The 15,196-nt window shown below is 67.2% G+C and carries 15 protein-coding genes; 8 read left to right on the top strand and 7 right to left on the bottom strand.

The window, feature by feature from the left end:
- Positions 1-45: 45 nt before the first annotated feature.
- From GJV80_RS19995 to GJV80_RS19970, 6 genes are all read right to left on the bottom strand, one after another.
- Positions 46-1,836: a prolyl oligopeptidase family serine peptidase gene (locus GJV80_RS19995; protein ID WP_154689410.1), complete on the bottom strand. Its 1,791-nt coding sequence runs from the start codon at positions 1,834-1,836 to the stop codon at positions 46-48.
- A gap of 127 nt (positions 1,837-1,963) precedes the next feature.
- Positions 1,964-2,899: an ABC transporter substrate-binding protein gene (locus GJV80_RS19990; protein ID WP_154689409.1), complete on the bottom strand. Its 936-nt coding sequence runs from the start codon at positions 2,897-2,899 to the stop codon at positions 1,964-1,966.
- A 60-nt stretch (positions 2,900-2,959) separates the two neighbouring features.
- On the bottom strand, positions 2,960-3,691 hold the full coding sequence (locus tag GJV80_RS19985; RefSeq protein ID WP_154689408.1) for a M23 family metallopeptidase: 732 nt from the start codon (positions 3,689-3,691) through the stop codon (positions 2,960-2,962).
- A 14-nt stretch (positions 3,692-3,705) separates the two neighbouring features.
- Positions 3,706-4,392 carry an ABC transporter permease gene (locus GJV80_RS19980; RefSeq protein ID WP_154689407.1) on the bottom strand — a complete coding sequence of 229 codons (687 nt, stop codon included), beginning with the start codon at positions 4,390-4,392 and terminating at the stop codon, positions 3,706-3,708.
- Complete coding sequence (locus tag GJV80_RS19975) at positions 4,389-5,033, bottom strand: ABC transporter permease (RefSeq protein WP_154689406.1); 645 nt, start codon at positions 5,031-5,033, stop codon at positions 4,389-4,391. The genes GJV80_RS19980 and GJV80_RS19975 overlap by 4 nt, the downstream gene beginning before the upstream one ends.
- Positions 5,030-6,403 carry an ABC transporter ATP-binding protein gene (locus tag GJV80_RS19970; protein ID WP_154689405.1) on the bottom strand — a complete coding sequence of 458 codons (1,374 nt, stop codon included), beginning with the start codon at positions 6,401-6,403 and terminating at the stop codon, positions 5,030-5,032. The genes GJV80_RS19975 and GJV80_RS19970 overlap by 4 nt, the downstream gene beginning before the upstream one ends.
- A 208-nt stretch (positions 6,404-6,611) precedes the next feature.
- On the opposite strand from GJV80_RS19970, the gene GJV80_RS19965 reads away from it, so the two are divergent.
- Positions 6,612-7,190, top strand: coding sequence for a DUF1203 domain-containing protein (locus GJV80_RS19965; protein WP_154689404.1), 579 nt, complete (start codon positions 6,612-6,614; stop codon positions 7,188-7,190).
- A gap of 62 nt (positions 7,191-7,252) precedes the next feature.
- Here GJV80_RS19965 and GJV80_RS19960 read toward each other — a convergent pair whose 3' ends face one another.
- A complete protein-coding gene (locus GJV80_RS19960) occupies positions 7,253-8,437 on the bottom strand; it encodes a hypothetical protein (protein ID WP_154689403.1) in 1,185 nt (394 codons plus the stop codon).
- Positions 8,438-8,729: 292 nt separating this feature from the next.
- Between GJV80_RS19960 and GJV80_RS19955 the strand changes: the two genes are divergently transcribed.
- The 7 genes from GJV80_RS19955 (at position 8,730) to GJV80_RS19930 (ending at position 15,086) form a co-directional block, all read left to right on the top strand.
- Entirely contained in the window at positions 8,730-9,440 is a 711-nt protein-coding gene (locus tag GJV80_RS19955) for a hypothetical protein (RefSeq protein WP_154689402.1), read from the top strand.
- A 46-nt stretch (positions 9,441-9,486) separates the two neighbouring features.
- Positions 9,487-10,779: a lactate racemase domain-containing protein gene (locus tag GJV80_RS19950; RefSeq protein WP_154689401.1), complete on the top strand. Its 1,293-nt coding sequence runs from the start codon at positions 9,487-9,489 to the stop codon at positions 10,777-10,779.
- A gap of 161 nt (positions 10,780-10,940) precedes the next feature.
- Positions 10,941-12,314 (top strand): 4Fe-4S dicluster domain-containing protein, encoded by a 1,374-nt coding sequence (locus GJV80_RS25250; RefSeq protein WP_370518786.1) that lies wholly within the window; start codon positions 10,941-10,943, stop codon positions 12,312-12,314.
- Positions 12,268-13,143, top strand: coding sequence for a (Fe-S)-binding protein (locus tag GJV80_RS25245; protein ID WP_370518785.1), 876 nt, complete (start codon positions 12,268-12,270; stop codon positions 13,141-13,143). The genes GJV80_RS25250 and GJV80_RS25245 overlap by 47 nt, the downstream gene beginning before the upstream one ends.
- 129 nt (positions 13,144-13,272) lie before the next feature.
- On the top strand, positions 13,273-13,947 hold the full coding sequence (locus tag GJV80_RS19940) for a hypothetical protein (RefSeq protein WP_154689400.1): 675 nt from the start codon (positions 13,273-13,275) through the stop codon (positions 13,945-13,947).
- Positions 13,944-14,702, top strand: a complete 759-nt coding sequence (locus GJV80_RS19935) for a DUF4097 family beta strand repeat-containing protein (RefSeq protein ID WP_195909031.1) — start codon at positions 13,944-13,946, stop codon at positions 14,700-14,702. Before GJV80_RS19940 ends, GJV80_RS19935 begins: the two co-directional genes overlap by 4 nt.
- Before the next feature lie 138 nt (positions 14,703-14,840).
- Positions 14,841-15,086, top strand: coding sequence for a hypothetical protein (locus GJV80_RS19930; RefSeq protein WP_154689398.1), 246 nt, complete (start codon positions 14,841-14,843; stop codon positions 15,084-15,086).
- The last annotated feature ends 110 nt before the right edge of the window (positions 15,087-15,196 follow it).

Raw genomic sequence — 15,196 nt, 5'->3', positions numbered from 1 at the left:
AGGCCCGCCCGCTGACGCTGCGACCGGGTCCGATCCGACCACGGGTCAGGGCCGGGCGAGAACCTCGGTGAGGAAGGAGATCGCAGCCGGGTAGGCGTCCTTCCGGTTGACCCGCTTGGCCAGGCCGTGCCCTTCGTCGGCGTACACCTTGAGCTCGTGCCGGATACCCCGTTCGGCCAGCGCTGCGGTGATCTGCTCGGCCTCCGACAGCGGAACACGGGGATCGTTGGCACCGTGGATGACGAACAACGGCGCACGGAGTTGATCAAGGTAGGTGATCGGCGAGGCCTTGATCAGGAAGTCCCGATCAGCATCCAGCCGGCCGTACTCGCGCTCGCGGTAGGCCCGACGATAGGCCGAGGTGTTCTCCAAGAAGGTGACCAGCGACGACATTCCCACGATGTCCACACCGGCCGCCCACAGATCGGGCTGCATGGTCACGCCGGCCAGCACCATGTCGCCGCCGTACGACCCGCCCCACAGGGAACTGCGGTGGGGATCAAGACCGATGTCGGGCAACCAGGCATGCAGTGCCGCCAGATCGGCAACCGAGTCCAGGCGCCTGTCCACGTCGTCCAGACTCACCCACCGCTTGCCGTACCCGGAGGAGCCGCGAACGTTGGGCACAATGACCGTCAGACCGGCTCCGGCCAGGGCCTGGACGATCGGATTGAACATCCGGGTCGCCTGGCCCTCCGGCCCGCCGTGAATGTGCAGCACCGAGGCGCCGGCGAGGTCCGGCTCAGCCTCCTCGGCAGGTCGATAGACGAAGCACGGGATCTGTTCGCCGTCCGGGGTCGGCACCCGATGCACCGTCGGTGTCACCAGCGCGAGGCCGACCGGCAACTGCTCGCGTCCGTCGATGACGGTGGTCACTTCCCCGGTCCGGGCGTCGACGCTGTGAATCGACCCGGGATCGCTCGGGGCACTGACCAGCAGGGCGAAGCGCGAGGAGTCCGGAGCCCAGACGACCGACGGTACGCCGTCCTCCGGCAGGCCGACCTCGGCCCGGAAGGTGCCGTCGCCGTCGTGCACGGCGAGCCGGTACACGCCGTCGATCTGATGCCCGACCACCATCGCCGAGGCATCCGGTGAGACGCTCACCGCCAGGTCATGATCATCGGCGGCGACCAGTTCCTCCCAGGTAGTGCCGTCAAGCCAGACCCTCAGCACCGCGGTGAATTCCCGATCATGGTTCGAGCTGATGATCAACGAGTCGTCGTCGGCCGCCCAGGCGACGTCATGATGCGCGGCGTGTTCGTCGGCGTCGGTGACCGGGCCCGAGCGTTCGCCGGCCAGGAAGACGGTCGTGCTGGCCGGCTGCAGGCTGAGCGCAGTCACCGCCACGCTGGCCTGGTCGTGCGACACCGTGGTGGCTCCGACGTAACCGCCCTGGTCGTACAGCACCTTCTCCTCACCGGTACCCAGATCGCGAACGACGACATCCATGTCGACGGTGTTGCGCCGGTTGGTGGAGTAGATGAGCGACGTCTCGGTGACATCCTGCAGGACGTGCATGTAGCGGCCATCGGCGACCAGTGGTGTCAGCTCGTCGAGCGTGTACGGCGGACGACCGGCCTCAACGGTGATCATCGACAGCTGCATCAGTTCGTTGCCGCCGGCGTCGTGCTGGACGATCACCTGGCGAGGTCTGCTGCCGGGCACATACCGTCCGGTACACCGGGACGGCAACGCCGTCAGTTGGGTCCGCGACCCGTCCGGCGCCAGCTCCACCAGCTGGAGGCTGCCCGACTCGTCGTGTCCGGCCAGGATCCGGCCGGCGCTGTCGACGTCGAACACCGCCCAGGTGCGGAGATCGAACAGGACGTTGATCATGGAACGCACGTCGTGAGGCACACGGTCAACCTACCCAGCTCGCAGACCGGTGGTTCAACGGGTGCGACTGGGTCCGGTCGGACCGTCGAGATTGTTGTGCTGACGTGCGTCGGTGAAGCTGCCCGGACTAGACGAGCCCCTTGTCCTGCAGCCACTGCTTGGCGACGTCGTCGGGATTTCGATGATCAACGTCGACCTGCTTGATCATCGCCGTCAGATCCGCCGTGGTCAGCGCTGCTCCGACCCCGTTCATCGCATCGACGGCCTTGGCGTTCTGGGTGACGTCGGACCGCACCAACGGGACGACGTTCTGCGGCAGGATCAGGGTCTGCGGATCCTCCAACATCACGAAGCCGTTGTCCGCGATCGCCGAGTCGGTGGTGAAGAAGTCAGCAACCGTAATCTTGCCGTCCTTCAAGTCCTTGACCTTGATCGCCGGAGAGTCGTACGCCTTGAAGCCCTTGACCTTGGCGCCGTACATCCCCTCCAGCCCCTGCGGGCCGTACGGCCGCTTCTGCAGCTCGGTCGGACCGCCGACGATCAGGTTCGGCACCTTCTTGAGGTCGGCAAGGGATTTCAGGCCGTACTTGTCTGCGGTGGTCTTCGTGACCACGTAAACGTCCTGGTCGGCGGCCTTGGTGAAGGTGAGGGTCGCGAAGCCCTGCTCCTTGGCCACCTTCGGCAGCTGTTCGTCGACCTCCTTCTCAGTGCTGGCGGTGGTCTTGGGATCCAGATACTGCAGCAGGTTCCCGGTGTACTCCGGGATGACCGAGATCGAACCGTCCTTGAGCGCCTTGATGTAGACCTCGCGGGAGCCGATGTTCAGGTGGGTCGAGGCCTTGACGCCCTTGGCACTCATGGCCTGCGCGTACAACTCGGCAAGCACCTGGTTCTCGGTGAAGTTGGCCGATCCGACGACCAGGCCCTGTCCCCCTCCGGCATCGGCACTCGACGACGCGCCGCCGGCCAGTGGGTTGTCGCCCTTGGCGCCACACGCGGCGAGAACCGCAGTCACTATCGTCAGCACAGCGGTGATCAGGATCGTGCGGCTCTTCGTGCGCATCGGTTTCTCCCTCGGTTCGGCTGCGGTCAAGCCTGCCATCTGCCACAGACAGCGTCCGAGTCAGGTCCGCAGTGCGGCCAGCCGCATCGGGTTCACAGCCTCGGCGACTCCACCACCGCGACGACGGACTTCGAGGTGCAGGTGGCAGCCGTCCGGCGCACCCCGTGATCCGGCGAGGGCGATCAACTCTCCACGTCGCACTACATCACCCGGTCTGACGAAGACCCTCCGAGCATGTCCGACGAGCACGTCACGGCCGGCCGGGGTGCGGATCCGGAATGCGGTGCTGCCGTAGGCGGGCCCGGGGGCGCCGGGGCTCTTCGGCCGGATGATCCGGCCGCGCACACCGGAGAGGATCGGTGTGCCGCACGGCATGGCGATGTCGACTCCGTGGTGGAATCCGTGGCGGTCCGGGCAGCGGGGATCCGGATCGTAGTACGGCGCGGGTGTGCAGCCGTACTCGACCATGATCCGGTGCCGCCCGGAGTACCACGGGGACGCGTACCAGGACTTGTCGTCGGTGTAGAACCGGTTGCGGGGGTCCGGGGTCAGGCCGGTATGGGGCGATACTCGCGAGGTCGGATGTCGACCCGGTGCCGACGCTGATGCAGACCGTGCGGATGCCGGCGCGGAGGTCGGTGGAGATGCCGGGGCGGACGTCGCCGCCGGCGTCGGCCCGGCTGATGGCTTCGCAGCGGTCGGGCTGTGCGCCGAGGCCGGCGGTCCGGCGGCGCAGGCGGACGGCGGCAGCACGAGCATCACGCAGAGTGCTGCAACCACGGTCCGTCGCACGACAAACCCGGGGTTCAGGATGTTGTCTCGACCACCGCCGAACGCGGCGGCTTGAAGCGCAGGTGCCGGCCGGTCACCCGACCGATGAGGCTGAGCACAAGATCAAGCAGGATCGCCAGCCCCGCGACGAGGATCGCTCCGGCGAGTACCTGGCCGTAGTCACCGTTGCGCAAGCCGTCCATGATCGGCCGACCCAGCCCGCCGAATCCCGGCACATAGGCACCGACGGTCGCAGTGGCGATCACCTGCAGGGTGGCACTGCGCAGACCCGAGATCACCAGCGGGGTGGCCAACGGCATCTCGACCCGGCCGAGCACCTGGCCGGGCGACATGCCCATCGCCCGCGCAGCGTGCACGGCCTGCTGATCAGCCTGCAGGATGCCGGTCGCCGTACTCGTCAGCAACGGCGGAAGCGCCAGCACGCCCAGCACACAGACCACCGGGATCCAACTGGTGTCGGTGAGCAGCACGACCAAGATCAACAAGCCGAAGGTGGGAATCGCCCGGAAGGAGTTGGCCAGGGCGATCACCAGGAAGTTGCCACGCCGGGTGTGCCCGATCAGCATGCCGATCGGAATGCCGATCAGCGCAGCGATCGCCACGGCGATCAGGCTGTAGAGCAGATGCTGGGCGACATGCAGACCGAGCCCGTCGGAACCGCTCCAATGCGACGGGTCGAGAAGATAGGAGAAGAAGTTCACGACGCCCTCCGGACCCAAGGCAGCGTTCCGCGCTGGATGATCAGGATCACCAGATCCGCGGCCAGCGCCACCACGATCGACAGGATCAATCCGACCCAGACCGGGGTGAGGAAGCCCTGGTTGAAGCCCTGGTCGAAGAGGGTTCCCAGCGAGGGGGTGCCGATCAATACCGAGATGCTGGTCAGGGCGATGTTGGAGACGGTGGCGACCCGCAGACCGGCGAAGATCACCGGCATCGCCAACGGCAGGTCGACTCCGAAGAACCGCCGGACCGCCCCGTACCCGATGGCATCCGCCGACTGCTTCACATCGGCGGGGACATCACGGAGGCCGTCCACGACGCTGCGGGACAACAGCGCGGTGGTGTAGATCGTCAGTGCCACGATCACGTTCAGCGGATTGAGGATCTTGGTGCCCAGTGCGAGCGGAAGCACGACGAAGAGGGCCAGCGACGGGATCGAGTAGATAGCGCCGAAGATCGCCAGGATCGCGTTGGCGACCGATCGGGTACGGAACACGAGATAGCCGATCGGGATCGACAGGACGAAGGCAGCCAGCACCGGAATCAGCGCCAGCACCAGATGCTGGCCCAGCGCTGTGCCGATCATGCCGTAGTTCTCCGCAATCCATCGCCAGTTCATCGGTCGTGGGTCCCCGACTCCTCAACCGCGTCCCAGGACCAGTCCTCGGCCGGCTGGTCGGCGCGGACGGTCGGCTTCGGCGTGCTCGCAGCCTCCTTGGCTGCGGCCTCCTCCTCGGCCGCCCTGGCCTGGGCCTCCTTCTCCTCGGCGGCCTTGATCGCGGCTTCGATACGGCCGGCCTCTTCGGCCTCCGCGTTGGCGTCAGCCGCGATCCGCGATGCCTCGGCCCGTACGCTCTCGGCCTCCCGCCGGGCAGCTTCGGCCTCCTCGCGGGCGGCATCGGCCTCGGCGCGGGCCGCGATCGCATCGGCCACCGAGGCCTTGAGGTGACGTACCTGATCAAGGATCTCGCTGGCGGTCACCACCCCGGCGAAGCGGCCGTTCCCTTCCACCGCGACTGCCAGCCCGGCCGGTGAGTTCAGGGCGGAGTCCAGCGCCATCCGCATGGTGTCGCTGTCCGGCTGGAAAGTGGTACCGAGCATCTGGATCTTGCCCGGCCGGTTGCGATCGGCCCAGCCCAGCGGGTGGGCGTTCTCGTCGATCACCAGCACCGGCGCGTCACGACGTGCCGAGGCCGGGTCGCGGGCCAGTTGCACGCTACCCAACAGCAGACCGGACGCGGAGGTGAAGCTCAACCCGCGGTAACCGCGGTCCTTGCCGACGAAGGCGGCGACGAAATCGTCGACAGGCTCCTCGAGCAACTGCTGCGGACTTCCCACTTGGGCCAGGACACCGCCCACTCGCATGATCGCGATCTGGTCGCCGAGCTTGATCGCCTCGTCGATGTCGTGGGTGATCAGCACGATGGTCTTGCCGACCTGCCGTTGGATCTCCAGGAACTGCTCGTGAAGATCGGCACGGACCACCGGGTCGACGGCGGAGAACGGCTCGTCCAGCAACATCACCACCGGATCGGCGGCCAGCGCCCTGGCGACGCCGACCCGCTGCTGTTGTCCTCCGGACAGTTGGCTCGGATACCGGTTGGCCAGCCGCGGTTCGAGGCCGACCATCTCCAGCAGCTCCAGGGCGCGTTCCTGGCTCCTGGCCTTCTTCCAGCCGAGCAAGTGCGGAACCGTCTGGATGTTCTCCGCGATGGTGCGGTGCGGGAACAGTCCACCGCTCTGGATCACATAACCCATCTCCCGGCGGAGCTGGGTCCTGCGGATGGTGCGCAGCGGCCTGTCGTCCCACCTGATCTCGCCCTTGGTGGGTTCCAGCATCCGGTTGATCATCCGCAGGGTGGTGGTCTTGCCGCAGCCCGACGGGCCGACGATGACGGTGATCTTGTTCGACGGAATGACCAGGCTGAGATCGTGCACCGCGGTCGTGCCGTCGCGGTACGTCTTGGACACCGAATCGAACTCGATCACGCCAACCTCATCTGCTCGGCCATCTGCTTGGCCCCATCTGCTCGTCCGTCTGCCAGCTGTCGCCTGAACCACTCGACCCTAACGGCCGGTGCCGACGAACTCACGTATCGGCGCGGCAACAGTACCCGCCGATTCCGTCAGGACAGCTCCGCCATTCGGCGTCCGATGACCGCCAGCACGCAGCCCTCGCCGGCAGGACGATGGATCCATGACCACATCATCTTCGACCGCACCGACCGACGCATCCCCTGCTCAAGGCCGGACCGCTCAGCCGGTGCCATCCCGTCGCCCGCGGGCGATCCCGGAGGAACACCTGGCCCAGCTCCGGAGCCGCGACGATGCCGGCAACGCTATGCGGCCGTTCGTGGCGACCCCCGACGGGCTGCCGATCGACAGTGTCGGAAGCCCGCTGCGGTGTTGTCTGCGGTCGATCCGCGGAGGGGAGCGCGTCGCCCTGGTCTCCTACGCTCCCCTGCGCCGGTGGGCAGCACGGACGGGAGCCGATCCCGGCGCCTACGACGAGGTCGGGCCGATCTTCATCCACGCCGATCCGTGCCCCGGCCCGTCCGACACGAGCTATCCCTTCGCCCGGCCGGGCGCCCTGCGAACCATCCGACGCTATGACAGCCGCGGCCACATCGTCGGAGGTCAGCAGTTCCGCATCCCCGAGGATGCCCAGGACGGCTTTGCGCGCGTCCTGGACCACGCGTTCGGTGATCCTCGGGTCGTGCTGGTCCACGTCCGCGCGCTGGAGTACGGCTGCTTCCAGTTCGAGGTGCGCCGCTGACGTCGCATCCCGCCGGCGACCGGCCGAGCCGGCCGATCCGCGGGAAGGTTCGATCCTGCCGATCAGGCGAGCTCCACCACCGGCCCGCGGTGGATCGCCCGATACACCTGGTTGCGCAGCTGATTGGCTTCGGCATCGGTGAGCATGTGATCGATCGGTCGCAAGGTTAGCCGGACCAGCGCGTTCTCCTGGTCCGGCGACAATCCCAGCCGTTGTCGGGCAGCCGGCGGAAGATCATCGTAGGTCGTCCGCTGCAACACGACGATGCTCTCGACGTCATCGACGCGGTCGCCCAACGCCGATCGGATCGCGTCGTCGAGCAGCTCGTCGGTGGTACCGGTGTCGACCACGATCGACAGGTCGCGGGTGATCGGCGGCAGCATGGAGACGGGGCGCCACTGATCAAGATCATCGAGCTGGGCCAGGATCCGTGGCTCGGCCGATCGGAGATAGCGGATGTCGGGGATGCCCTTGCGCAGCAGCAATGCGCGGTCCAGACCCATTCCGAGCGCCAGACCGGACCAGCGGACCGGATCGAGTCCGGATCGGCGCAGCACGTCGGGATGGATCAGCCCACATTCGGCCAGCTCCAGCCAGGACGAGTCGTACCAGACATCGACCTGGCAGCCGTTGCGGGTGTACGGATGGACGGCCGGGGTGGTACGCCAGCGAGCTCCGGGGAGCACCGCATCGACCACGGTGCCGATCATGATCAACAGGTCGTCCTCTGTGGTGTCGGGCACTGATCGCAGCCGCCACAGATCGACCTGGTGCGGTTCGCCGACATGGGTACGGTCGACCACATCCCGCCGGTAGGCGAGGCCCGGAACGGTGATCAACTCATCCACCGGCGCCAGCCGGACCGCGTACCGACTGATGGCGTACGGGATGTTGGCGCTGGTGTGGCTGCGCAACATCGTCGTCGGACTGGTGTAGCGGGTGTAACGGGATTCGCGGGTCACATCGGTTGCGGCGTAACCCAGCCGGTCGTAGTTGTCGGCAACCGAGACCAGCGGCGGCACCCGGACGACGGCTGCGGACACTCCCCAGCGCGCGGTCAGTGCGTCGACGACCGCGGCCAGCATCAACTGCATGGCATGCGGTCCGGTGGCCGGATCGGTGAGATCGCGCACGCTGAGCGCACGCTTTAGTTCGGTCGGGGTCAGATAGCGCGGTTCGGCGGACAGCTGGTCCGACAGCTGGTCGGGCAACTGGTCGGGCAACTGGGCGGACGGTTCGATGGACATGGTCTGTTCTTCTCCTGGGATCGGTCTCGGCTGGGACACGTTCTCCCCCGGCCGTTCGATCACAGCGACGCCGCTAGCTGTCCGTGCGCACACGACGGAGCCCGCGGCCGTGATCCGGCCGGGGGCGGAGAAATCGCCGTGGCTGCATACACCGATAGTAGGAGACCGATCGTGTCCGCGGCCAGGAGATTCCATGCCAGGGGTTGATGCGCCGGTCGGCCCGTGACGGCAGACTGCTGCTCGCTGGGAAGCAACGGGGGTCGTTGACCAGCAGGTCGGGCGAGGAGATGGTGTGAGAAGCCGTACAGCGATGGCCGTCGTCGTCGGCGCGCTCGTCGCGGGTGCGATCGCGGGGTTCGTCGTCGCACCTCAACTCCTGGGCAACGGCGTGACGGTGACATCGGCCAGCACGCCGGGGTCACCGACCACACGGGTCAGCCCGGCCACAGCGGATCCGGCCGGCACGCCGCCCGAGCCGTTCGGAACCGGCATGCTCCTGCAGACCGACGACTTCTACCAGCTCGGGCTGGACTTCGACGGTGCGGATCAGCGATCCGACGGCCGCCAGCGGTTGAGCGGCTGCACCGGGGCCCGAACGATGCAGGACCTCTCCGCGGCCGGGGCCGGCTACGCATCCGCGGTCTGGCGCAGTGAGGAGTCCGCGGTCGGCGGGCGGACGACGCTGCGCGAGTCGGTCTCCCGGGGCGATACCGCCCGGTCGGTCCACCGGCTCGTCTCCGCCCTCACCGACGACCTGTCCGGCTGCCGGTACCGCCAGCACGGTGACGATCGGCGACTGGGCAGCCCGGTCGCGGTGCACGCGGGATCCGGCAACGCCGTACGGTTCGTCGCCTTCAACGCCGATGGGGCGGCCATCGGAGGGGTCGGGGTCTTCCACAACGGCCGGAGCTTCGGGATCTTCGAACTCGTCGGGTCCGGTTCCGACGAGCCGGGCGACATGCTCGACTCGCTCAGCGCAGCGGCCGTGAAACGCATCAGCTGACCCACCCCGGATTGCGGTGGGAGTCGTCCGGTAGCAGGATTCCAGGGTGGACACCGCGACCAGGACGCCTGCCGCCTTCATCGGATCCTCCGACCGTTCGTTGACCCCCGAGGAGACGACGGCCTTCATCACCGAGCAACTGGCCGGCCAGCCGCTGGACGGGCGGGACGTGCTGGTGATCGTTCCGGACAGCACCCGGTCGTGCCCACTGCAGTTGTTGATGGACACCGTGTACGGGGCACTGGTCGGCCGGGTCCGCCGGCTCCGCGTGTTGATCGCCCTGGGCACCCACCCGAAGATGTCGCAGCAACAGCTCGAGGCGATGTTCGAGGTGGGGCCCGATGGCCTGGCCCGGCGGTATCCCGAGGCGAGCATCGACAATCACGCCTGGTGGGAGCCTTCGGAGCTGATCAGCATCGGGACGATCCCGGCTGCCCGGGTGGAGGACCTGTCCGAGGGGCGACTCAGCCTCGACGTCGAGGTCACGGTGAATCGGGCGGTCGTCGAGGCCGACGACGTGCTGATCCTCGGACCGGTGTTCCCGCATGAGGTGGTCGGCTTCTCCGGCGGCACCAAGTATCTCTTCCCCGGCGTTTCCGGCCAGCAGATGATCGACGCATCGCACTGGCTCGGCGCGTTGATCAGCAGTGCGGCGATCATCGGCACTCCCGGCATCACACCGGTACGGGCGATGATCAACGAGGCGGCCTCGATGATTCCCGGCAACCTGCTCGCCTGCTGCGTCGTGGTCAGATCCGGGAGCCACGATCTCTACGGTGTCGCCGTCGGCGACGTGCACAGTGCCTGGGAGAAGGCGTCCGCGCTGTCGGCCAACACCCACATCCGCTATTTGGAGCGACCGGTCAAGCGCGTGATCTCGATCATTCCCGACCGGTACGACGAGATCTGGGTGGCAGCCAAGGGCATGTACAAGGTCGAGCCGATCGTGGCCGACGGCGGCGAGGTGATCATCTTTGCACCGCATCTCTCGGTGGTCAGCCATACCCACGGAGCAGCGATCGCCGAGATCGGCTATCACTGCCGGGACTACTTCGCCAAGCAGTGGGACCAGTTCAAGGACCATCCCTGGGGGGTGCTGGCTCACTCCACGCATCTGCGCGGCGCCGGCACCTGGTCGCCGCAGGACGGCGAACGGGATCGCGTCACTGTGACACTGGCGACTGCGATCAGCGAGCAGGAGACCCGATCGCTGGCGCTGGACTATCGCTCACCCGGGTCGATCGACATCACGGCCGCCCGGGAGGATCCGGACACCCTTGTGGTGGACAACGCCGGCGAGATCCTGTTCCGACTCGGTGAGCCTCCGACATTCGGGTAGCCATCCGCTCCTCCGGTCGGTAGGCAGCTGACGCCTGCCTATTGTCGCGCCGAGCGTTGCGTCGGGCGCACCAGGTCCACCTCGATGGGGATGGTCCGGCCCGCCAGCTGTTACTCGCGAGTAACATCGGCACATCGACGGCGATACGAAAGACTGAGGACATGAGGATTCTGGCGATCGTGCTTGGCCTGGCCGCGACCGCTGCCGGTTTCGGGTTGTTCATCTTCGGCATCGCCCGGATCGTTGCGGTGGTGCGGCTCGGACGATCGGTCGAGGGGCGCCGCAGCGATCAACCAGGCCGTCGCTGGGGCACGATGCTGCGCGAGACCCTGTTGCACACGCGGATGTTGCAGTGGTCCCGCAACGGTGCCGCCCACTGGTTCGTCTTCGTCGCCTTCATCGCCCTACTCTTCAGCCTGGCAACGGCGTACGGCCAGATCTTCGACCCGGCGTTCGCCCTGCCGATCATCGGCCATTGGGTGGTCTACGAATGGCTCAGCGAGGTCATCGCCTGGCTGAGCCTGTTCGGCATCCTGTTCCTGATCGTCTATCGCCAGGCCCAGCGGCGGAAGGGTCGCGCCAACCGCTTCTACGGCTCCAATGCCGGCCAGGCGTACTACATCGAGGCCACCGTGCTCTCGGTTGTGATCTGCGTCCTGCTGTTGCGCGGACTGGAATATCAACTGCTCGGCGAGGAGACCACGCGGTGGCACTTTCCGCTGAGCAGTTTCCTGCTCCCCGGCGGTACGGCGTACGACTCGATCGCCACGACGATCACTGTCATCGCCTTGATCAAGATCCTGATCTCGATGCTGATGCTGGCGATCTTCGGCTTGAACACGACCATGGGCGTCGGCTGGCACCGGTTCACGGTTTGGTTCAACATCTGGTTCCGCCGCGACGCCGACGGCACGCCGACACTCGGCGAACTGCAACCGATCATGGTCGACGGCAAGCCACTGGACTTCGCCGAACTCGACGACATCGACGAGGACACACCACTCGGGGTCGGTAAGGTCGAGGACTTCACCTGGAAGGGGCTGCTGGACTTCACCACCTGCACCGAATGCGGCCGCTGCCAGAGCCAGTGCCCTGCCTGGAACACCGAGAAACCGCTGTCGCCGAAGCTGTTGATCACCGCTCTGCGTGATCACGGATATGCCAAGGCGCCGTATCTGCAGGCAGCGGAGGAGGCCCGCGGCGGCCTCGGTGCCGCAGTGCTGGAGGAGGCCGAGCGCCCGCTGGTCGGACCGATCCAGGTCAGCGACGGTCATGCCGGCGTGATCGATCCCGATGTGTTGTGGTCCTGCACCTCTTGCGGCGCCTGCGTCCAGCAGTGCCCGGTGGACATCGAGCATGTCGATCACATCATGGACATGCGGCGCTACCAGGTGATGATCGAATCGGACTTCCCCAGCGAGCTGAACACTCTCTTCAAGGGCCTGGAGAGCAAGGGGGAATCCGTGGAACCAGAACGCCCGACGCCGGATGGACTGGGCCAAGGACCTGGATTTCGACGTCAGGGTCGTCGGTGAGGACGTCGAGGATCTGACCGAGGTCGAGTACCTGTTCTGGGTCGGTTGTGCGGGAGCGTACGAGGACCGTGCGAAGAAGACCACCCAGGCTGTCGCCGAACTGCTGAACACTGCCGGGGTTTCGTTCGCGGTGTTGGGAAACGGTGAGACCTGCACCGGCGATCCTGCGCGGCGGTCCGGGAACGAGTTCGTCTTCCAGCAACTCGCATTGGAGAACGCCGAGACCCTCAGGGAGGCCAAGGCCCACAAGGTGGTGGTCACCTGCGCGCACTGCCTGAATACGCTGCGGAACGAATACCCGCAGGTCGGGGTCGATCTTGAGGTGGTGCACCACACCCAGCTGCTGAACCGACTGGTGCGGGAGGGACGGCTGACACCGGTGGCACCGCCGGCCGGATCGGTGGGCGGCCGGACGATCACCTATCACGATCCCTGCTTCCTCGGACGGCACAACCAGGTCTACGACCCGCCCCGGGATCTGCTGGCAAGTATCCCCGGTTCCACCTACACCGAGATGCCGCGGAACCGCGAGCGGTCCTTCTGCTGCGGCGCCGGCGGTGCCCGGATGTGGATGGAGGAGAGGATCGGCACCCGGATCAACCTGGCCAGGACCGACGAGGCGTTGGCGGCCCTCAACGGCCACGCCACACCGGGGGCAGCGGACCAGAACCGGGCGGCGATCGCCACCGGTTGTCCCTTCTGCCGGGTGATGCTCTCCGACGGGTTGACCGCCCGACAGGCGGACGGCCTGGCGGCCGAGACGGTGGAGGTGCTCGACGTCGCGCAGCTGCTGCTGGAGTCGGTCCGCCGTAGCGACGTCCGCCCTTGACGACGTGGCCGGGAGCCGCCACTCGAAGGCTGATGCTGGGGTGGGAGTGACGCCACCGATCCACAAATGACGTCACAAGTGGCGCCATAACTCTTGCAAATGACACCACGATGGTGTCATGATGATGTCATGGATCTTTCAAAGCATGTCGAGACCGTCCGGAACGGGATCGTCAGCGCGGCCTCCCTGGCCGATGAACACACCCAGGACGTCGCCCGGCGTCTGGGTACCGCGGTCGAATCGTCCGCCCGGCTGGCGCTCTTCGGTGCCATCACCGACGCCACCAGCGAGATCAGCGCCGAACTGGCTCCCGGCTCCATCGAGGTCCGGGTGGTCGACGGCAACCCCAACTTCGCCGTGCATGTTCCGCAGCAGCCCTCCGGTGAGCCCACCGTCATCCTCCCCGATCCGAGCGAGGCCGACGCCGAGCCCACCGCAGAGATCGACGAGGACGAGCCGATGATCCGGGTCAGCCTGCGGCTGCCGGCATCGGTCAAGCGGAAGGTCGACGAAGCAGCCGACGCGGAGGGCATCTCCACCAACGCCTGGCTGGTCAAGGCCATCCAGAACGCCCTCAGCCCGGTTCGTCAGGCCGGCCAGGGTCTCGGCGGCATGGGTGTGCTCGGACCCAACGGCCCGTTCGGCCCGAACGGGATCTTCGGTCCAGGCGGACTCTTCGGCGAAGGCGGCGTCTTCGGTGAGACCGGTTCGTCCCGGAATCCCCGACCGCCCCGACCGCCTCGCCCGCCACGGCCCCCGCGGCCGCCTCGTACCGGAAACCAAGTCCAAGGATGGGTCAAATGAGCACGCGCAACTTCATCTTCCATGACATCACCGCGGTTGCCGTGCGCAACCTGGGCAGCGGCGAGGTCCGACTGCTCGAGTCGTCCGACGAAACCGTCCAGGGCGTCGTCGAGTCCGACGAGAACCTGCTGGACCGGATCGAGCTGACCGAGTCCGAAGGCAGGCTGCTCGTCGCCTTCCCGCAGAACCACCATGCCGAGGTCAACCTTGAGATCTCGATGCCCACGGGGCTCGCATTCGAGGCGACCACCGGCTCGGCCGATGTGTCCGCCGAGGTCGGGCTGGCCGCCACCCGGATCACCACCGGCTCCGGTGACGTCTCCTTGGACTCGGTGACCGATGTCCAGATCACCACCGGCTCCGGCGACGTGAGCATCCAGACCGTGACCGGCAGCGCAGGCCAGATCACCAGCGGCTCCGGCGACATCTCGATCGGCGGAACGGGTGCAGCGGTCCAGGCCCGGTCCGCCTCCGGTGACGTGAGCATCGGCGAGCTGACCGGGGCGTTGCGCGCCAACACTGCCTCGGGCGACATCAACGTCGGACGCACCACCGGCTCGGTCGAGAGCCGCAGCTCCTCGGGAGACATCAACGTCGCCGTTGCAGAGTCCCTGCCGGCCTGGCTCGATCTCAAGTCGGTCTCGGGTGAGGTGCTGATCGGTCTGGAGGCCGGCAACCAGCCCGACGAGGGCGACCCCTACGTGAGCATCCGCGCCAACACGGCCAGCGGGGACATCTCGGTCTCCCGAGCCTGATTCGTCGGGCGGCGGGTCTTCCCGACGGTCCCGCCGCCCGTCCCCCTTCACCACGACCGACCCGATGACGGCGTACGCCGCCATACCGCGATCGAGTGCGCCCGAAATCGCATTCGCCAACCAGGCAGGAGCACCGCCATGACCAACACCGATTACGTCGACGCCTTTGTCAACGGCTTCGTCGTCAAGCAGCGAATGCACGACCGGCTGACCGAGGCCGAGGAGCGCCGGTTGCTCAAGACGTACCGGCAGGCCCATCCAGAGCTCGGCGCGCGAGCCCGACTCGCCCGGGTGCTGCGGGGCGCCGCCGACCGGCTCGCCCCAGAGCCGGATCGCCGCCCGCGGCGGCTCGGCCGGCCCCGGCCGCTGACCTCAGCCAGGTAGACCCGACCCGATCAGCCGTTCGGCGCGTCGCACCGGTTCCTCGACGCCGCACCAGTTCCTCGACGCCGCACCTCTAGGTCGGCGGCGCACCGGGTGCATCCGGTGCGGGG

The sequence above is a fragment of the Microlunatus sp. Gsoil 973 genome (assembly GCF_009707365.1).
Classification (GTDB): domain Bacteria; phylum Actinomycetota; class Actinomycetes; order Propionibacteriales; family Propionibacteriaceae; genus Microlunatus.
Note: the sequence above shows the minus strand (reverse complement) of the source record. Positions and strands in the feature narration are given on the sequence as shown.